Origin of the sequence: Gelidibacter gilvus (assembly GCF_004115975.1) — a bacterium.
In the GTDB taxonomy this organism is placed as follows: Bacteria; Bacteroidota; Bacteroidia; order Flavobacteriales; family Flavobacteriaceae; genus Gelidibacter; species Gelidibacter gilvus.
Map to the genome: position 1 here is coordinate 87,086 of NZ_SDDZ01000011.1, position 20,848 is coordinate 107,933.

Below are 20,848 nucleotides of genomic sequence, written 5' to 3' on the forward strand. Positions count from 1 at the left end.
CGCACTATAAGAAAAGACTAAAACCAATGATTAACAACAAAACCTTCACTACCAAAAAAAATAGTACCACTATTTTAAAGTAGCATTAAACAATGAACTAACGTTAACCGATTGAAATGAACACTAAAATACTTTTTCTTAAAAGTCAATTATTACAAAAATCAATTTATATATTTTGCTTATTATCTACACTAGGTGCCAAAGCCTCACCTTTTATCACTAATAAAGGCCCTGAATTAGTGTGTACATCAACCCCCTCTGCTGTTGCACCACCAATCAAAAGCTTTTCCGCAAAAGAAAAACTAATAATCAAAGGTAAAGTTATGGATTCCAGCGGTTTTCCTTTACCAGGAGCAACTGTTGTTGAAAAAGGAACAACCAACGGAACTATAACAGATTTAGATGGTAATTTCCAATTAACCTTGACAGCAGAAAACGCCAGTTTAGAAGTTTCTTATATGGGTTTCACAACTAAAACCGTAGTAGCGACTCCCGGCACGGTACTCGAAATTATGTTACAAGAAGACATCAATGGTTTAAATGAAGTAGTCGTTACCGCATTAGGTATTAAACGGGAAGAAAAAAGATTGGGGTTCTCTCAATCTACCGTTGATAGTGAAAGTTTGGCACAAACTGCTCCCAATAATTGGTCGTCTGGATTAATAGGAAAAGTGGCTGGTTTAAACATTCTATCGTCCGGCTCTGGCCCCATGAACTCGCAACAAATAACCCTTAGAGGTAACAACTCCCTAAATGCCAATGGAAACAATGCTCTAATTGTGGTAGACGGTGTTCCTATTAATAGTGAAATGACGACATCAGGCTCATCTAACGCTTATATTGGTGAAGATTCTCCAATAGATTACGGGAATGGAATTTCAGATCTCAATTTGGATGATATTGAAAACGTAACCGTGTTAAAAGGTCCTGGAGCAACTGCGCTTTACGGAAGCCGTGCTGCCAATGGGGCCCTAATTATCACCACAAAATCTGGCAAAAAATCAAAAGGATTGGGTATCACCTTCAATTCAAGTATCAACTTAGATGTGATTCAACGATGGCCAGATTGGCAATATAAATACGGACAGGGAACAGGTAAAAGTTTTGATAAAGCTGGCAATCCTTATTATTCTTATGGAGCATCAGAAGACGGCAGTAGCACAGGTGGCACTAGTAGTGCTTGGGGACCAGAATTTGACGGACAATCTTATTACCAATACGACCCTAATTTAGAAGGACAATCGGCAGAGCCTCAATTATGGCAGCCCTATAAAGACAACCGTAAAGACTTTTGGCGTACTGGCATTACGACCACTAATAATATATCCCTTCAGGGCGGTAGTGAACAAGGCTCTATGCGACTTTCTGTAGGACATTCAAAAAACGAATGGATTATGCCTAATACAGGTTTTGAAAGGGTAACAGCGTCCATAAATTCCAACTATCAGATTTCAGACCATATAAAAATAGGATCAGTAGTCAACTACAACAACAGAAGCAGTGATAATTTACCAAGTACAGGATACAACAATGGATCTATTTCATACTTCATGATTTTTCAAAATCCTAATGTCAATTTGGACTGGTACCGTAATATATGGCAGCAGGGACAAAATCAAATTCAACAAATTCAACCTTTTAGTTCCTATATCGACAACCCTTATTTAATTGCCTATGAAGCAACCAACAGTTTAGCGAGTAATCAAATAATAGGAAATCTCTTTGGGAAAATTCAATTGGCACCCCAGTTGGAATTACTGTTGAGAACTTCATTAAACACGTATTACCAAGAACGGGAGCAAAAAAGGCCTTATAGCATTAACCGCTACAAACAAGGATTTTACGAATCTCAGGACATCTGGAAACAAGAAGTCAATACTGACTTCTTGTTAAGTTATGAGAATGACCTTAGTGAGCTGTTTTCACTGTCGGCATCTGTGGGCGGAAACTCCATGGACTATAAATACAGGAGAACTGATGCATTAGTTGATGGTTTAGTTGTACCTAACGTCTATAAATTAGCAAACGGCGTCAACAACCCTTTGGTTCAAACTTATGACAAGAACAAAAAGGTCAACAGTTTATACGGCCTCTTTTCGTTCGGCTTTGATAATAAAATTTTCTTAGATGTCACCGGAAGAAATGACTGGTCGAGCACACTGCCGGCAGAAAACAATGCCTTCTTCTACCCGTCAGCCAACGTCAGTTTTATTATGACTGAAATTTTCAATCTACCCAAAGCTATTGACTACTTAAAGTACCGTTTTTCATATGCACAAGTGGGCAACGATACAGATCCCTACAAAACAAGCAAGTATTATAGTCAAAATGCATTTCCTAGCTCAGCCTCGGTTTCCACCAATCTATACAATGCCAACTTTAAACCAGAAATCACGACCAGTTATGAAACTGGAATAGAAGCACGCCTGTTTGGAAATACAATCAATTTAGACGCGACGGTATACCAAACCACAACCAAAAACCAAATTATTTCTGTACCCTTAGATATTACTACAGGATATAGTTCTGGTGTACTTAACTCTGGTGAAGTTCGTAATCGTGGCATAGAACTCACATTAGGTGCAAAAATTATCGATAGTGATAAGTTTAATTGGAAAAGCACCCTTATTTGGTCCCGAAATTGGAATACAGTACTAAAACTTGCTGATGGTATTAATGGGCAACAAGAAATTGGATCTGGTGGAAATGCAACCTTATTAGCTAAAGTTGGAGGAACAACCACGGCTATTTATGGTTATGGGTTTGTACGCGCTCCTGATGGGGAAATCGTTTATGACACTGCTGGACTTCCCGCCTACCCTGATGAAATACAATATATTGGTGATGCCAGTGCTGATTGGAAAGCTGGATTAAATAACAGTTTCAGTTTTGGGAACATCACGTTGAATGTATTAATCGATGGACAATTTGGTGGTATTATTTATTCGCAAACGCACCATAAAAGCGTGCAGCAAGGAAAACTGACCTCCACATATGTGGGCCGCGAAGAGGGTATTATAATTGGTGACGGTGTTGTTTTAAATACTGATGGCACTTATACAGCCAATACTAAAGAAGTAATCACTCCAGATTGGTATAACCGCTATTACCGTCGTGCTAATGTAGAATCGAATTCTTTTGATGCCTCGTTCTTAAAACTTAGAGAATTGAGCTTACAATACAACTTTTCTGCCAAAACTTTAAAAAACACCGGTATTTCAGGTTTAAATATTTCTGTCTTCGGAAGGAACTTGGCAACTGTTTCAGATTTCCCAATTTATGATCCTGAAACGGCGGCCTTAAATGGTGACACTATTTTACCAGGTATTGAAATGGGGCAATTGCCTTCTCCTGCTTCGTACGGGATCAACTTAAAAGTAAACTTATAAATTCACATAAAATGACAACATTAAAATATATAATTTGTACCATATTTTGTTTTAACATGCTAACATCCTGTACAAACAATTTTGCTGAAACCAATGAAGACCCCAATCGTATTAACGAAATAAGTCCTGGAACATTGATTAATCCTATCATTTATGGCTTAGCAACACATAACGTCAACAGAAGTGCCAGCATAACATTTGATTTAATGCAAGTCTCTGTTCCGTTCCCTAGTGTTTCAGGTGGTTTACATCGTTACGATGTTAGTCAAAACATAGGCAATTCATCTTGGTATAATTATTACAAATGGCTTAATAACATTAAAGAAATGCACTTAGCAGCCATTAAAGCGGAAGACAAGAATTGCGAAGCCATCGCTTTGACGCTTAACGCCATGGTATATGCCAATTTAACAGATTTGTTTGGGCCCGTTCCAATGACTGAAGCTGTCAAAGGTGATGACGGTAATTTTTATCCTGCTTTTGATACACAAAAATTTATCTACGAAACCATTTTGGCCGATCTTGAAAAAGCCAATGTATTATATGACACTACAAAAAACATGTCATACGCCGATGATATTCTGTTTCAAAATGACGTAAAAAAATGGCAGAAATTCACAAATTCATTGCATTTAAGATTATTGCTTCGAGTATCCAATAGATCAGAAATCAATGCTTTTCAAAACATGGCGAACATAATTAATAATCCTGAATTGTATCCTGTTTTTGAAAACAATGAAGAATCTGCCATACTGCAGATTACTGGGGTAACGCCCAACGTATCGCCATGGGGAAGACCTCAAGATTTTCGTTTGAGTGTAAAAATTGGAGCCTTTTTTATCGATAACCTAAAAACACTTGAAGATCCAAGACTCCCTTTTATAGCGACTAAAGCACAAGATAATGACAATTTAGATATTGGCTACAAAGGGATCCCTAGCGGTTATGATGGACCAGAATCTCAGTTTGAATTTAATGCCTCTACATTAAATATTGATCAAGTGGAAAACCCTATGCAAATATTCATTTTAACGTACGCCGAAGTGGCGTTTATAAAAGCTGAGCTGGCGCAACGAGGTTATATTTCTGAAGCGGAAACGCATTACAACAATGGTATAACAGCGGCTATAACACAATTCGATACAGATGTACCGTCAACTTACTTCGATAACGCAGCGGTAGCATATGACGGAACATTAGCACAGATCATGCTTCAAAAATATTATGCGCTTTACTTTGTTGATTACCAACAGTGGTTTGAGTACAGACGCACGGGTTTACCTAAATTGCCTACTACTGACGCCATGTTAAATGATAAAATCATGCCTGCTCGCTTTTACTACCCTACTGATGTACAAATTAAAAATGTTTCTAACTATAGCAAAGCTATTGAAATGTTAGGTGGCCCTGATGATATTAATACTGCCGTTTGGTGGGATAACTAAATAAGTAAAAAAAATGATGAAAACATATTTTATAATACTAAGTGCAATACTATTGACCTTAGGCGTAACAGCGCAAAACAAGATCTCTGGTTATGTGTATCATGACCTTAACCAAAATGGTAAAAAGGAACGACGGGAAAAAGGGATTGAAAATGTTGCCGTAACCAATGGCGAGCAGGTGGTATTAACTAATGAAGATGGAAACTATGAGCTGCCATTAGGTACCGATAATATTATTTCCGTTATAAAGCCCTCAGGATATACTGTTGCAACCGATAAAAATAACCTGCCGCAGTTTTTCTACAATTACAAACCCAATGGTTCTCCAGAATTAAAATTTAAAGGGGTTTCACCAACTGGAAACCCTCCAAGATCATTGGATTTTGGATTAATAGAAACTGAGGAAACTAACAGCTTCACGGCACTGGTTTTTGGCGACCCACAAGTTTACACCCTTGAAGAAATAGAGTATTTCAAAAAAGGCATAATTTCTGGGGTTGAAGGGATCAAAAATATTCCTTTCGGGATTAGTTTAGGGGATTTAGTGGGGAACGATCTCAGCCTGTTCAATCCTTATATCACCGCCGTTAAAAAAATTGGTGTGCCCTGGTATAATATCTTAGGAAACCATGATCTTAACTTTGACGCTAAAACAGACAAAATGAGTGATGAAACCTTCGAAGCCCATTTTGGACCTGCCAATTATGCCTTCAATTACGGCAAGGTACACTTTATTGTTCTTGATAATATTTTATACCCAGACACTAGAGATTCCGAAGGGTATTGGGGTGGATTTCGTGAAGATCAATTAAATTTTATAGCTAACGATTTAGAACATGTTCCTAAAGATCATTTAATCGTTTTGGCCTTTCATATCCCATTAAGGGAACCAGATGGTGATTCTTTTAGGGATGAAGATAGAGCGAAGTTATTCCGTTTATTGAAAGACTATCCCAATACCTTGTCACTTTCTGCACATACGCATATTCAAAAACAAAACTTCTTCACCAAATCCGATGGTTGGTTAAGAGAGCAACCACATCATGAATATAATGTTGGCACTACGTCTGGCGATTGGTATTCTGGCAAACTAGATGACATCGGCATTCCTATTTCAACGATGAGAGATGGTACTCCAAAGGGGTATGCATTTATCCATTTTGAGAATAATAAATATACTATTGATTATAAAGTAGCTGGCAAACCCAAAGATTATCAAATAGAGGTTTTTGCTCCCAAAGTCGTGGCTAAAGGAAGAAACACCAAAGCTGGTATTTATGCTAATTTTTTTATGGGTAAGGAAGGAGATTCTGTAATGTACAGAATTGATAATGGCGATTGGAAACCTATGAAATATGTGCGCGAATTCGACCCGGCATACGCTGCATTAGTAAATGAATGGGATACCAATCCGAAATTAATGACAGGCCGACGCTCATCAAACCCCGTGATCAGCACCCATTTATGGCGGGGTACTATCCCTACAAAACTTGAGGTAGGTATACACCGTATTGACATTAAAGCCACGGACATGTTTGGCAAAGAACATAGTGCAAGCAGTTCTTACAGATTGGAAGATCCTAAACAATAAAACATAATTTAAGAATAAAGGGGTGCTCGCTCTAAACAGGTTGAGCACACCTTATTAATTTAATCAGATGAAAACACTTCATAAACTAACTGCCCTACTCATTATCCTCACTATAGGCTGTAAATCAAATAGTGATAATGAAATACCTTCACATAAACACAAAACGGAAGTCCAAGGCCATCGTGGGGATCGCGGAAATTTACCAGAAAATACCATCGAAGGGTTTTTAAGCGCACTTCATAAAGGTGTTGATGTCATCGAACTTGATGTGGTCATCACTAAAGATCATAAGGTAGTCGTATCCCATGAACCCAATATGTCGTCTTTATACATGTCAAAGCCTTCGGGTGATCCCATTCTAAAATCTGAAGAGAACAGTTATAATCTCTATCAGATGACCTATGACAGTATTAAATATTTTGATAGCGGCAGCAGAGAAAATATAAACTTTCCAGACCAACAAAAACTAAAAACCTTTAAGCCGTTATTAAGTGACGTCTTTAGTACCATTGAAAATGAAATTAAAGAAAAGAGATTACCGTTGGTAAAGTATAACATTGAGCTTAAATCGGATAAAAAGGACTATGGCATTTATCAACCACATCCCGAAGATTTTGTTTCATTGGTGATGCAGGTCGTACATGACAGCCAATTGGAAAATCAGATAAACATTCAATCGTTTGATCCTGTCCTACTGAATATAGTTCATAAATGGCATCCCCTTATTGAAATTGCATATCTCGTTTCAAATGCAGGAATTCAGAAAAATCTGAGGCTGTTGAACTTTAAACCTCAAATTTACAGTCCAAATTTCAAACTGCTTAAAACGCAAAAAATAGTAGATTCCATTAAATCTTTACACATGAAGGTAATCCCGTGGACTGTCAATAACGAAGAAGATATAGAACAGATGGTACGCTTACATGTCGATGGAATTATAACTGATTATCCAGAACGTGTTTTGAAAGCGTTACAATAGATCTTTATAAAAATTGATTACCATAACACACTGTTATCACTAGGACAGATTATATCTAAATTTTGATAAGCCAACTTACCTATGAGTTAGTTGTTAAATATTCTACCTAATTGGCGGCGACCTTAATCCAATTACTAGAATTAAACACCTTATTCAAAGGCCGTTACTGCTTTATTATTGAATGGCGGAAGTGTCTAAGCGAGTAATTGATGGCCGTTTCTCGTTTTTTAACAAAGTTATTGTATTGAGGAACGCTCTGGATGGTGCTGGACCCCCACTGATAATTGCCTCAATGATCATTACTGCCATTGACAATGGATTGAATGGATTTTAAGATATCAAATGGAAAATCAATACACTTAATGAGAAGTATCTCATAACCTAAACCGTTTAGGCAGTTCTTATTTATTTTTTTGAAGTGATTTACTTATTATATCTTGAGCGTTTTCCTTTTTTGTTTTTTTTGGTGTCGCTACCTTTTTGATGTTTTTGTAAGATTTCATAAGTTTCATTTTAGATTTACTTCCCATAGTGCCCTCGCTGTTTCCTTTTTTTGTTGCTGATACATTTTCAATATTTGGAATTGATGAGGACTTATAATAAAGAGCGAGGTACGAGCCTGGTTTATGCAGTCCGTTCAAGTTCCAAATGTTGGTATTTTGCCTTCAAAAAAAGAGAGGGACGGCGAGGGTGCGGATGAAAAACTAAAGGATTATGTGAAGTATTAAAATGTGGGAAGCGGTGCCAAATTATAAATGGAATCCGGATATGGCGGACGCTGTTCACTATTTTAGCTAGGGAATGAAGTGTTCCTTCCCCGCATAGGGGGAAGGTTAACTGAATGAATAACTAAAATTGGGGATTGTGTCCAAGACTTTTTGTAGGGAAGCTCTTTTACCGGAATGGAGCTTTTCGCAGAATGCAGGGGAATGTGCTTCGCGTGTTATGACAACGGATTGTTCTCGTTTAGCCGGGTTTAAGCGGACGTGACTTCAAAGTTGTAGATTGAAATGGAGTTTGACCGCTTCCCGACTTTTTTTGGGGAATGAGCGGGCAGGTATAATGGAAATCGTAAGCTTTGGAGTTGGGTCCAAGACTTTTTAGTGAAGCGCTTTGCCCGGAATGGAGCTTTTCGCGGAATGGAGTGGCATTCGGCTGAGTGGGTTGTAATAGCATGATTTTACTTTCTTTTTTTCATCATCTTAACATTACAACGATGTTTAAAAACATCACACAACAAATGTAAATAATAAAATTTAGCGGTTGAGTTATAGATGAAATTATAGAAATGCTTCTTATATGAATTGAAATCTCCTTTGCTATACGTGAATTATTCATAAATAATGGTATCATGCTAACCGAAATGCTTTCGAAAGTCACCAAATATGATCCTACAAAATTGTCTCAGGGAATAGCGTAGTAAAAATCCTTGATTATGCAGACAACATGCGTAAGTTAATCGTGCTTCGAGAAGTATTTAAATTTTGACTACAACCACCGAAAAACATATGTTTCTTTATGTAATTTCATTTGAAAAAAAAAAGGCTACTCTATTCCATTTCAAATCTCTTGAAATCACAGAATAATCACTCAGAAATCCGGATTAAAGATTTCTTCTTCTGTACTTAACCAAATAGCTTCTACATCAATATTCATAATAGCCCTTTATCTCGAGATTATCTTAAATACTAGAAACTCTAAGCTGTTAATAAAATTTTCATAAGCCCTATTAAATTCTGCTCACCTTCAGCATGAAAAAAACATGGCAACTCCATATAGATTTTAAAATTTAGTAAAACGCTCCAACACTTAATACTTCGTTAATCTTTTGGTAACCTAAAACTAATTGGTTACGCGTTAGTTTGTAAATAATTTAAATATTTGAATTTAAAACTAATATCAGAACAATAATACTCTATATTTGAATCAACTAGATGAATTTGAAGTCCATTTCCAAAACTCTATAAGCAGGTTCTCTAAAACAAATAAAACAGTATAAATCAACACTTAAATTATCATGACGTACAAATTATGCAAATTTTTGACACTTTTAAAGAATTCGATTTTTCTTTTAATTATTTTCCCCCTTCTCCTTACAACCCCCATTGTCCGATCTGCGAATCACTTTGCACACCATTCTATTGAATCTATCTCTAAAAAAGTAATTTCAAAGACAATAATTCAACAGACACTTACAGGCGTTGTTTTAGATGATCAAGGGATGCCACTACCTGGAGCATCAGTTGTCGAATTAAACACCACAAATGGAACCTCTACAGATTTTAATGGAAATTTCAGTCTTACTATAACCGAGTTACCGGTTGTGATTAAAATCTCATATTTAGGATTTAAAGAGCAAGAACTTCTTGTTGAATCATTAAGTGCACTTCAAATTGATATGAAGCAGGACGACAGCACACTTGATGAAGTTATAATCACAGGATACGGTCAGGAAACGAGAAGAAATATAACCGCATCTATTTCGTCTATAAAACCAACGGAAATAACTTCTATACCGACTTCAGACGTCACAGAAATGCTTGAGGGGAGGCTTCCAGGCGTACAGATTTTAAGTGACAACAGTCCAGGTGGTGGCACCTCCATCCGCGTTAGAGGTTTTGGTACTATTAACAATAATGATCCACTAGTTGTAGTTGATGGAGTTCCTGTTTCTAATGGTTTAAATGGAATCAACCCCAATGATATCGAAACAATTCAGGTTCTAAAAGACGCAGCTTCCTCTTCTATTTATGGCTCAAGAGCCGCTAATGGCGTGGTCGTTATCACTACCAAAAAAGGTAGCGAAAACGGATTGTATAAAGTGAATTTAGACGTTTATAGTGGGGTGCAATCATCATTTAATTTACCTAAAATGTTAAACGCTCAACAATATGGTAATTTATTGTGGCAAGCTTTTAAAAATGATGGCCAAACACCTGCAAACGATATTTATGGAAATGACCCCAACAACCCTACTATACCACAATGGCTTAATGATGAACAAACCATACCTGCTGGAGATGTGGCATGGATTGAGGAAATTATGCGGCCTGCCGCCGTTCAATCCTATAATTTGTACTTATCTAAAGGTGATGAAAAGGGACAACATGCGTTTTCATTAGGTTATTTTAATCAGGAAGGAATTATAAGACACACTGGGTTTAATCGCTATTCTGCACGATTTAATTCCAGTTATAACATCGGGAATGTAGTCACTATTGGTGAAAATTTTACAGCTTCTTATAAAGAGCGAGTTTCTGTGGGAACAAATAGTTCTTTGGGAAGTATTGTTTACAATGCTTTACAGTTTCCATCTCTAGTTCCAGTAAAAGATATTCTTGGTAATTATGCTGGAAATCCACTAAATGACGTAGAAAATCCTATGGGTAGCCTAAATCGTAGCAAAGACAATAAAGAAAAAAGCATACAGGCCTTAGGTAATATTTATGCAGAAATAAAGGTTCACGATTTTACGGCACGTACATCTTTAGGTTTAGATTATCAATCAAATAACTATCGTGGATTTTCACCGATTTACGATGAAATTCTATCCAAAAACGAGGTAAATTCTCTAAGTACGACAAATAGTATTAACTATCAACTTACCTGGACCAGCACCCTTAACTATTCCAAACAACTAAATCTTCACAAAATAGACGTCCTATTAGGTCAAGAAGCCATTAAGTATTATTACGAAGGTTTTGGTGCTTCGCGACAAAGTTTTCTATACGAAGACCCAAGTTTCCGTTATCTGAGCTATGGTACTCAAAATCAATTAAATTTTGGTGATGCTAGTGAATGGACGCTTAATTCTTATTTTGGACAGGCGAAATACAATTACGATCAGAAATATCTATTTACGGCAACTGTAAGACGGGACGGAACATCAAGATTGGCCAATAACAATTGGGGCACCTTTCCTTCGTTTTCCGCAGGATGGCGTTTAGACCGAGAAGATTTCTTTGATTTTGGAGATACTTTTTCATCCTTTTTGCTTCGCGGAAGTTGGGGTCTAACAGGTAATCAGCAGCTACCTTCCTATTCTACAGTAGACAGCTACAGCAATAACAATGCGTTCTCAGATTACAGCATTGATGGTGGTCAAAACTCGGTCAGTACAGGTCTTACCCAAACACGAGTCCCTAATCAAAATTTGGAATGGGAAACATCTACTCAAAGTACATTAGGTCTTGATCTCGGTTTCTTTGACGATAAATTACAACTTACAGCAGAGTATTTTAACAAAATGACAGAGAATATTCTGGTATACAACATTATCCCGCTTACCTATGGTGGTACAAATGATGGCCAATGGATCAATGATGGGAAGATGGAAAATAAGGGCTTTGAACTTGACCTATCCTATAGAAATAACAGTAATGATTTTGGTTACAACATAGCTTTAAATTTCACCACCTATAAAAACAAGCTAACCGAGTTAAATAGTGTCCCTTATCTGGGTATTCCTAGTTCCACCTTGCATAATGTGAATTTTGACCAAGAAGTTTCTAGAAGTGCTGTTGGCCAGCCTATCGGTTCTTTTTATGGATATACGGCAAATGGCTTATTTAAGAGTATACAAGAAGTTAATGACCATGGTATACAGCCGGATGCTCAGCCCGGCGATATCCGCTTTGAAGATTCAAACGGTGATGGCGAACTGGATAATAAAGACCGTTCATTTATAGGTTCTCCGCACCCAGATGCCCTTATAGGTTTAAATCTGAATTTCACTTATAAGAATTTTGATTTAGGCTTGTTCTTTAATGGAAGTTTTGGTAATGAGCTTTATAATTTGACCAAATACAAAACCCATTTCTTCAATCAGGCGGCATATAATAAAGACACTGCATTATTAAATGCATGGACTCCAGAAAACTCAGGATCTTCAATTGCTCGATTATCTCTAGATGATCCTAACAATAACATCAGACCTTCTTCTTATTATGTAGAAAATGGCTCTTATTTTAAACTGAACAACGCTCAGCTAGGCTACACTATTAATTCAGAAACACTTAGCGGAATGGAACTTAGAATTTATGTACAAGCCACAAATCTTTTTACGATTACTGATTATAGCGGTATGAATCCACAAATTGGTCTACAAAATTATTCTTCCAGTAACAGAAACTTGGACATAGGTGTGGATCGTGGTATTTATCCACCGTCACGCACTTTCACATTAGGTATTAACGCAACTTTTTAAAAAACGTATTATGAAAATATTTAGAATAACCCAGTATATCTGTATTATTGGTTTGGCACTCCAAAATATGTCATGCTCTAACGACTATTTAGAAGAGACTACTTATGGAGAAGTAGCCCCATCTGAAATGACCAAACCCGAAAATGTGGAACGTGCCATTATTTCTGCTTACAGCGTACTCAATGGACAATTTGATGGGGCCAGCAATGCTTATAATTCTCCGGACTCCAACTGGAGTTTTGGTGATGTCGTTTCTGACGATGCTTATAAAGGCGGAGGTGGAACTGGAGACCAAAATAACATCCATCAGATGGAGATTTACATTACAAATTCAACCATAATCGACGTTGAACGTAAATGGATGGCGCTTTATGAAGGTGTTAAACGAAGCAACGAAGCGGTAAGACTCCTTAATGCTTCTGAAGGATTTGATGCCAGTCTTAAAGAAAAGCGCTTGGCAGAACTTCACTTTTTACGTGGTCATTATTATTTTGAGTTAAAAAAAATCTACAACCATATTCCGTACATTGATGAATCTGCTGAAACGGTTGAAGATTATGCAAAGTCCAATACAGCTTTCACCTCAGAGGAGCTATGGGCAAAAATCGAGCAAAATTTTCAAATAGCTTATGACGGACTACCGGAGACACAAACTGAAATTGGAAGGCCTACAAAAATTGCGGCGAAAGCATATCTTAGCAAGTGCTACCTATTTCAAGGGCAATGGCAAAAAGTGTATGATGCTACTTCCGAAGTAATGCAAAGCAGTTACGACTTGTTAGATGATTATCAGGATGTTTTTTTACCAGAGAACGAAAATAGTAAAGAAATTATTTTCTCAGTACAACATACCGTAAATGATGGACAACCAAGTAATTACAACGGAAGCATAGGTGATCGATTGACTGCACCTGGAGGTCCTTATTATGCACAATATGGCTTTCACAGGCCATCCCAAAATTTGGTGAACGCATTTAAAACTGATGCAACCGGTTTACCAATACCCAATAACAACACCAACTTGATCGCAAATGACATGGTTGACCCACGACTTGATTTAACCGTTGGAAGACCTGGAATTCCTTACAAAGATCTCGGGGTTGTATATGAAGAAAATTGGGCACGTGATTTAGCCACTTACGGTGCTTTCGGTCCGAAAAAGCGTATTGTTTCGGCAAATTCTTCGGCCTACATTAATGTTTGGCCGTACGTCAACGCCTTAAATTACTATATTATTCGCTATGCAGAAGTCATTCTCTGGCGTGCTGAGGCTGCTGTAGAACTTGATAAACTTGAAGAAGCTAGACAACTTGTTAACCAGATAAGAACGCGTGCTGCAAATACAACACCAGTGCAAAACTTAGGGGGAACCGCAGCTGCTGCGAATTATAAAATATCAATCTATGAGAGCCCATGGATTGATAAAGCTAAGGCACGTGAAGGCGTTCACTTGGAAACACGTTTAGAATTGGCCATGGAAGGACATCGTTTTTTTAACCTCGTACGTTGGGGCAAAGCTGAAAAAGTACTGAACGATTATCTTGCGGTAGAAAAAACAAGAAGAACACATTTGACTAACGCCAAGTTTACAGCAGGAACGAATGAATATTGGCCAATCCCACAGCGCTACATAGACGGTACTCCAAAGGGTATGGTAACACAAAATCCTGGATACTAATCTAATTAATTAGACCAAAAAGTTATATCGGAATAGTTTAAAAGCATATTAGAAAATATGCAAGGAACCTAAGTCATTAACTTTTTGGTCTATATTACCAAATTTTTCAAATAATGTATAAATGTTATTTTAGCCTGATGTTATTTTGCTTTCTGAATATTCAGGCTCAAACCAAAATGGATTATGATGCCATTTTTAAAGCATCTCAATCACATGATATTATTCAGGACAAGAACTTTTATTTATTCACTGCTATTCAAAACAATCCAAAAGTCACTGAACTTTTAGAAGCTAATCCCGTCTTTATGTCATTATTAAAATCCACAAACGAGGAAATAGAAAGTAGTCTTAAACACTGTAAGGATAGTTCTGCTTGTTTGGTAAAAGCGTATTCGATTTCCGAAAAAGACATCACTAAGATTGGTATTGAACTTGAACATTCTTTAAAAAACTCCTCATCATTAAGACGTTTGGTAACTGACAATTTACGACCTTCTGGAAAGTATGAAAACTTCAAAGAACTCTCTGATGAAAAATATTTGTCGGCCTGTTGGAAATTATGTGCAGATGGCATGAATCGTATTATAAATGTTTATGGGTTAGGTGAAGCTCCTCAATACAAGACTATAGACTCTATTTCATATGATGTATCAACAGACTTTTATCGGGGAGCTCTATGGATGTGGAGCGACATGCTTCAGCATAAAAGGCCTTCCAAAAACGCACTTTTTTACCAACCCAGCCTCGACTTCTCGTTATCGCTTTTATATATGAATCATAGAGATGAGGCGGCTCGCTATGAGCCTTTAAAACTTAAGGAGAATCGAAAACCGAGAACAGAAATAAATTCGATCAACTTTAAAGATTACGACTATCCTGTAATCCTTATATTAGGAAACGGTCCAGAGAATTATCGGGATACCCTTTCGGCACTTGGCAAACTTAATTTAAAATTGGGCGCTCTCGAATTTCAACAAAAGAAAGCCCCTCTTATTATTGTTTCGGGAGGACATGCACACCCGTTTCGGACACCAATTGCTGAAGCTCTTCAAATGAAAAAAGAACTCATAAAGCGTTATCACATTCCTGAAGAACGCATCATCGTAGAACCATATGCAAGGCATACAACTACCAATTTAAGAAATGCAACGCGGCTTATGCTTGTCTACAACGTCCCCATTGATCGCCCTTCGCTAGTGGTTACTAATTCGATGCATAGTCAATATGTAGGTGCCGACAGGTTTCTAGAACGTTGCCAAGAAGAATTGGGTTATTTACCTGCCATAATAAAAAAACGTTTGAGCTCAACGACTTTAGAATTTCAGCCGAAAATTGAATCACTACAACAAAATCCTTTAGATCCCCTAGACCCTTAGAAGTATGAAAAGATTAGTTCTCATTTTATTAGTTATAATCTACAGCTCATGTAAGGAAAAAGAAAATATATCCATAAATGATTATAACAATCCCGCTGATCGTGCCAATGTGTTTTTGGGAACTTCTGGAGATTACGGGCAACTTTCCCCAGCTGCCTCTTCTCCCTTTAATATGATGAGTATTGGACCACAGACCAATCCTCACATTCACACGGGTTATGATCATTATGCTAGAGAGTTTAAAGGATTTACTCACACGCGAATTGAAGGCGTGGGGTGTACTGGAAGTGGTGGGAACATTCTTATAAAACCAGTTTTAAATGAAGATGTACATACGCTACTAATTAAAAAAAAGGAGAATGCCCATCCTGGTTTTTATGCCGTGACTTTTGAAAACGGAATTAGTGCCAAAATGAGTGTGAAAACGAATTTCGGAATTGAACATTATGAATTTCCAAAACAAAAAAGCGGTTTGCTGATCGATCTGTCTTACGCTTTCGTAAACCGTTTCATTTCAGAAGCTCACAACATCAATGGCAATCTTATCTCTGGCTACATAGACACCAAGACCACTTGTGATGCAGGTATTTATCGCATCTACTATGCTCTCAGGATTAGTAATCTTGCCCAACTAAAACCTCTCGATGAACATCGATTTATGGCTATACGTCAGGACACCATGGCTCCTATGGAGGTTCGTATTGGTTTTTCATCCGTCAACATAGATTATGCTCTCAAAAGAATCCAAACTCTTTCCATTAGAGAACTTGAGGAAGACACTACTATTAACTGGAACAAATTATTAAATCGTATTCAGGTTCAAGGAGAAGCAGATCGTGAAAAACTTTTTTATTCCTTACTCTACCGCGCACTCCAAGCCCCATTTCTCATTTCTGAAAACGATGGTGTCTATCGAGCCATTGACGGTTCAGTACAAACTTCAGATTTTCCTGTTTATAACGGTTGGGCAATTTGGGATAATTACCGAGAACAATTCCCATTGTTATCTCTGGCCTACCCAAATGAATTTGGTTCTATCGCTAAATCAATAGCAAATCTATATCCTTATGGAAAGCAAAACTGGGCGACGAATAACGAGCCTTCTCCAACGGTGCGAACCGAACACGCTCTAGTAGTACTTCTTGATGCTTACAAAAAAGGATATCCAATAAATATTGAAACTATAAAAGATTCCCTGATCGCTGAAGCAAATCGACTGGATTATAGTTCTCCCGATAAAGCATTAGAATCATCATATGATAATTGGGCCATTGCTGAATTATTGAGAATAAATGGGGACACCTTAAAAAGTCTAAAATATGCTAAGAAAGCACTGAACTATAAAAAATTCTGGAAAATGGATTTTGCAGATTTATCCAAAAATGATATTGATGTTATGCAAGCGCGCGGCTTGTATCAAGGAACGATCTGGCAATACCGATGGTTTGCCCCGTTTGATGTAGCGGGTCTTAAAGAGCTGGCTGGTGGAGAAGATGCTTTTATCAAACAGTTGGACCAATTTTTCTCTGAAAACAACTATAATCATGCCAATCAACCAGATTTACAAGTTCCTGGACTTTATAATGCCACGACGCAGCCTTGGAAATCTCAAAAGCTGTTTCGCAATCTCATGCTAGATACAGTGGTTCAAAACTACTTTAATGATAATAGTAAAGGTATAGATCCTTTTATCGGACGAATCTATAAAAATCAGCCCAAAGCCTTTTTGCGAACCATGGATGACGATGCAGGCACCATGTCATCCTGGTTTGTAATGAGAAGCATTGGTCTTTCTCCGGCGAATATTGGAAGTCCAATTTATTACTTGACCGCTCCTATATTTAAATCAGTTGAGATAACCTGGGACAACGAGAAATCGTTAAAGATTAAAGTTGAAAATTATAATAAAGACCATTTTTATATTCAGTCAGCGCAATTGAATGGAGTTGAGCTTAATAGAAACTGGCTCACTCAAGAAGAACTTACCAAGGGCGGAAATCTCCTTATAAAAACTGGAGCCCACCCCAATAAGAATTGGGGAATAGAAAATCAATGGATATCCAATTATGGGAAATAGTATAAGGAAGATGTAAAGTAATTTATATCATAGGATACCAGAATGAGCGTATCGAAACTTAAAATTATATCAATTTATAAGAAGACCGTCTTACTAGACACTGTTATGGAGTCAATTTAAGTTCCAAATATTGATGTTTCCCTGTTAAAAAAATCGAAGTACGTTTAGGGTGCGGATGAAAAATGAAGTCTTATGTGCATTACAAAAACTTAAGTTCGGCACCAATTTATTAATGGAAATCCGATTTGGTGGACGCTATTCCTAATTTTGAATCGGTAATAATTTGTTTCTGCCCAGCTAAGTAGGAAGGGTTATCCAATGGAAACTGAAATTGGGGATTGTATTCAAGACCTTTTGTAGGAAAACTCTTTTCCTATAATGGAATATCGGGAAACAAATATTCTTTTGATTCAAAAGTATGGGTATCTTTTATAAAAATCCAATTGTCTGAATACTCCTTATAAGGACTAATAACAAAAAATAACTCTTGCTAATTTTCAATTGCCCATTATCAAAGTATTCATTATAAGTTCCATTTTTTTTTCCGTTAACCAATCAACCAGAAATATAAATTGTAGCAATTTTTATTGCTGTTTCAAGTCGCAATACTTATTTCAGAACTGTTATGAATTTACTTATAAAAGGTTGAAATCGAAACACCCAATATTTGGCAGCTTTCTTTTAATATGTTGTCTTAGACATTTAACATCGGTGAGCACTTAAAAAACTTTCAATATCCTTTACTGAAAACTCTGGATTTGCACCTTCGCAACTTGCTACCATAGAGCCAATCGCACTGCCAAAGTCTATTGCTTCTTGAGGGTTGTCATTACTTAGCAATTTAGAAATTAATGCGGCTAAAAATGAATCTCCAGCGCCTACTGTGTCAATTACCTCAATAGAGAACCCAGAATTATAATAAAAAATTTCTTTCCACAAGAGTACCGAGCCATGTTTACCCTTAGTGACACACAAAGATTTGGTATTTGTAAGTTTTGAAATGAAAATCATATTCTCTTCAATAGATTTTGATGTTGACCCTAAATTTTCCGAAATCTCCTTTAATTCTTCATCATTGAACTTTATAAAATCAGCATGATGCATCAAACTTTTAAGAATTTCCATGGTATAATGAGGTTTTCTCAAATTTACGTCGAACACTTTGTACAAATGTTGGTTTCGCAGAATCTCTAATAAGGTGTTTTTTGAAACATTATCACGACAGACCAAACTTCCATATAAAAAAACATCGGCTTCTTCAATCATATGGTTAATTATATTGTTTGTTTCAATTTTATCCCATGCAGAAGGGTACTCTATATTATAACTGGCAGAGCCTCTTTCATTTATATGAACATTAACTAATCCTGTTTTATATCTGTCTGAATTAAAAATCCCGTCAGTGTTGAGACCTTTTTTTGCAATGTAGTTTAAGATTGCTTTACCATCTTCGTCGTCACCTACGCCACTGATCATTGATACAGGAAAACCGAATGAACTAATGCGCAATGCCAAATTAAGAGGAGCACCTCCAATTTGTTTTTTATTTTTAAACACGTCAAACAGAACTTCGCCATAGCTAACGAAGATTATCTCTTTATTGTTAAACATATCAATATGGTGTTTTTATCTTTATATCCGAAAATGTCGCTTTATTATTATCACTAGAGATACTTCAATTATTATTGTTATTGTAGACGCTATTGCTCAATGTAATTATAACGTTAATATACAATAAGCAAAAGTCATTATTAATAGTTAAAGAAACAATATAAGTTGAATCTCCTATGAAAGTAAGGGGAATATGACTGATATAAGAATCTCCGGTAGAACTTTTCGCATAAGCTGCAATTCTATTATCAGCTCGCTCAAAGGCAATTTTAAAACCTGATTCCGTATCTAAATCTTGGCCTATTACTAATCCTGTTGCCACTCCGGTGCATTGCAGCCTTATATCGAACATTATTCGATTGGTTGGTTTAAGTGATTTAAATACACTAAATGATACTAGAGCGACTGAATTAAGCACTGTGGTATTTCCATTTTGAACACATCCCCAGAAGTCCTATCGTCTTTCTTATCCACTTTTATTAAAAAACAAATTTTCAATGTTTTCTGGTTGCAGTACAATCAAGGTTCCATCACTGTTTTAATTCAATTTATGGATTAATAGTTTGCCAACATATTCTTTGTTTCCGAAGTTATTTTCTGGTGCTTTTTTAGCATTTCAATTAAAGATAAATCGATCGGCGCCATTCGACCCAGTTTTGGTGGCTTAAAAACATTCACCATCAAAACGATCATAAACTATGGATAACATGAATGCCAGCACCAGTAGGTTTTGTATTTGCGTCATGTAAGAAAAACATATTGAATTTCCCATTCTCAAAATACAACGTTATATCTCCAACATATCCAGATGTATCATAAGGTTCTGTTTTGCCAACAATTGGATTGGTGGTGCTGGATAAATATTTATTTGATTTGAAAGTTCTGGACTTGTTCTTAATTGCTATCCTCGTCATTTTTACATAAAACCATGAACTAACCCATAAAAAGCACCAATAACTTATAGTTATTATACATATTAATTATCTTCAATGTTCTATCAAATAATCAAAACTATTGGCGGTTAATATTTTAATATTATTAATAAAATCCATCAGGCTTACTTAGATTCTTGCTACTATTAGGTCTTTTAATGGTGGAATATATCATTTTTTAATTAATTGATCACTTAATTCTTCTAAAGGCACGCCATTAGTTTCTGGCATCATAAAGGCTACAAATAAGAGTTGAAACACCATCATTATTGCGAAAAACAGGAAGACGGCACCAGCACCTATGGTCGAGAACAAAAAAGGTATCATTGCCGGAATTAACGCTGCTAAAAACCAATGTGTCGTACTTCCAAAAGATTGTCCAGATGCCCTGAGATGGTTGGGGAAAATTTCCGAAATAAAAACCCATATTACAGCACTGGAATGTCTAGTTTAGCTGGGACGACTTTTTACGGTCATAAATTATATATTTGAATTATGGCAAAAAAATACAACAATGAATTAAAGCTTACAATAGTAGAGCTATTGCAATCAGGAATGAAAGCA

Annotated in this window: 10 protein-coding genes and 1 pseudogene; 8 read left to right on the forward strand and 3 right to left on the reverse strand. The window is 36.6% G+C overall.

Going from position 1 to position 20,848, the window contains the following annotated elements; translation table 11 throughout:
• Nucleotides 1–116: 116 nt before the first annotated feature.
• The 8 genes from ESZ48_RS15230 to ESZ48_RS15270 all read left to right on the forward strand — a co-directional run bounded on the left by ESZ48_RS15230 (nt 117) and on the right by ESZ48_RS15270 (nt 17,741).
• Nucleotides 117–3,389 carry a SusC/RagA family TonB-linked outer membrane protein gene (locus ESZ48_RS15230; protein ID WP_129018363.1) on the forward strand — a complete coding sequence of 1,091 codons (3,273 nt, stop codon included), beginning with the start codon at nt 117–119 and terminating at the stop codon, nt 3,387–3,389.
• 56 nt (nt 3,390–3,445) lie between these two features.
• The gene (locus ESZ48_RS15235) at nt 3,446–4,834 is read left to right on the forward strand and encodes a SusD/RagB family nutrient-binding outer membrane lipoprotein (RefSeq protein ID WP_223266475.1); all 1,389 of its coding nucleotides are present in this window, start codon (nt 3,446–3,448) and stop codon (nt 4,832–4,834) included.
• A gap of 13 nt (nt 4,835–4,847) precedes the next feature.
• On the forward strand, nt 4,848–6,425 hold the full coding sequence (locus ESZ48_RS15240) for a calcineurin-like phosphoesterase C-terminal domain-containing protein (protein ID WP_129018365.1): 1,578 nt from the start codon (nt 4,848–4,850) through the stop codon (nt 6,423–6,425).
• A gap of 67 nt (nt 6,426–6,492) precedes the next feature.
• The gene (locus ESZ48_RS15245; RefSeq protein ID WP_129018366.1) at nt 6,493–7,404 is read left to right on the forward strand and encodes a glycerophosphodiester phosphodiesterase family protein; all 912 of its coding nucleotides are present in this window, start codon (nt 6,493–6,495) and stop codon (nt 7,402–7,404) included.
• A 2,017-nt stretch (nt 7,405–9,421) separates the two neighbouring features.
• Nucleotides 9,422–12,610, forward strand: coding sequence for a SusC/RagA family TonB-linked outer membrane protein (locus ESZ48_RS15255; RefSeq protein ID WP_129018368.1), 3,189 nt, complete (start codon nt 9,422–9,424; stop codon nt 12,608–12,610).
• Nucleotides 12,611–12,620: 10 nt separating this feature from the next.
• On the forward strand, nt 12,621–14,288 hold the full coding sequence (locus ESZ48_RS15260; protein WP_129018369.1) for a RagB/SusD family nutrient uptake outer membrane protein: 1,668 nt from the start codon (nt 12,621–12,623) through the stop codon (nt 14,286–14,288).
• Between the two features lie 137 nt (nt 14,289–14,425).
• Entirely contained in the window at nt 14,426–15,664 is a 1,239-nt protein-coding gene (locus ESZ48_RS15265; RefSeq protein WP_129018370.1) for a YdcF family protein, read from the forward strand.
• A gap of 4 nt (nt 15,665–15,668) precedes the next feature.
• Nucleotides 15,669–17,741: a glycoside hydrolase domain-containing protein gene (locus ESZ48_RS15270; RefSeq protein ID WP_129018371.1), complete on the forward strand. Its 2,073-nt coding sequence runs from the start codon at nt 15,669–15,671 to the stop codon at nt 17,739–17,741.
• A 702-nt stretch (nt 17,742–18,443) separates the two neighbouring features.
• Here the strand turns inward: ESZ48_RS15270 and ESZ48_RS15275 are convergent.
• The 3 genes and pseudogenes from ESZ48_RS15275 to ESZ48_RS15285 all read right to left on the reverse strand — a co-directional run.
• Complete coding sequence (locus ESZ48_RS15275; protein ID WP_129018372.1) at nt 18,444–19,352, reverse strand: carbohydrate kinase family protein; 909 nt, start codon at nt 19,350–19,352, stop codon at nt 18,444–18,446.
• Between the two features lie 689 nt (nt 19,353–20,041).
• Nucleotides 20,042–20,266: a hypothetical protein gene (locus ESZ48_RS15280; RefSeq protein ID WP_129018373.1), complete on the reverse strand. Its 225-nt coding sequence runs from the start codon at nt 20,264–20,266 to the stop codon at nt 20,042–20,044.
• 189 nt (nt 20,267–20,455) lie between these two features.
• A pseudogene (locus ESZ48_RS15285) lies at nt 20,456–20,719 on the reverse strand (MFS transporter); the annotation flags it as partial.
• Nucleotides 20,720–20,848: the final 129 nt, after the last annotated feature.

What these genes read in the sequence shown, in the direction of transcription:
- ESZ48_RS15230 (WP_129018363.1), top strand. Translation starts at nt 117, where the DNA reads ATGAACACTAAAATACTTTTTCTTAAAAGTCAATTATTACAAAAATCA.
- ESZ48_RS15235 (WP_223266475.1), top strand. Translation starts at nt 3,446, where the DNA reads ATGCTAACATCCTGTACAAACAATTTTGCTGAAACCAATGAAGACCCC.
- ESZ48_RS15240 (WP_129018365.1), top strand. Translation starts at nt 4,848, where the DNA reads ATGATGAAAACATATTTTATAATACTAAGTGCAATACTATTGACCTTA.
- ESZ48_RS15245 (WP_129018366.1), top strand. Translation starts at nt 6,493, where the DNA reads ATGAAAACACTTCATAAACTAACTGCCCTACTCATTATCCTCACTATA.
- ESZ48_RS15255 (WP_129018368.1), top strand. Translation starts at nt 9,422, where the DNA reads ATGACGTACAAATTATGCAAATTTTTGACACTTTTAAAGAATTCGATT.
- ESZ48_RS15260 (WP_129018369.1), top strand. Translation starts at nt 12,621, where the DNA reads ATGAAAATATTTAGAATAACCCAGTATATCTGTATTATTGGTTTGGCA.
- ESZ48_RS15265 (WP_129018370.1), top strand. Translation starts at nt 14,426, where the DNA reads ATGTTATTTTGCTTTCTGAATATTCAGGCTCAAACCAAAATGGATTAT.
- ESZ48_RS15270 (WP_129018371.1), top strand. Translation starts at nt 15,669, where the DNA reads ATGAAAAGATTAGTTCTCATTTTATTAGTTATAATCTACAGCTCATGT.
- ESZ48_RS15275 (WP_129018372.1), bottom strand. Translation starts at nt 19,352, where the DNA reads ATGTTTAACAATAAAGAGATAATCTTCGTTAGCTATGGCGAAGTTCTG.
- ESZ48_RS15280 (WP_129018373.1), bottom strand. Translation starts at nt 20,266, where the DNA reads ATGACGAGGATAGCAATTAAGAACAAGTCCAGAACTTTCAAATCAAAT.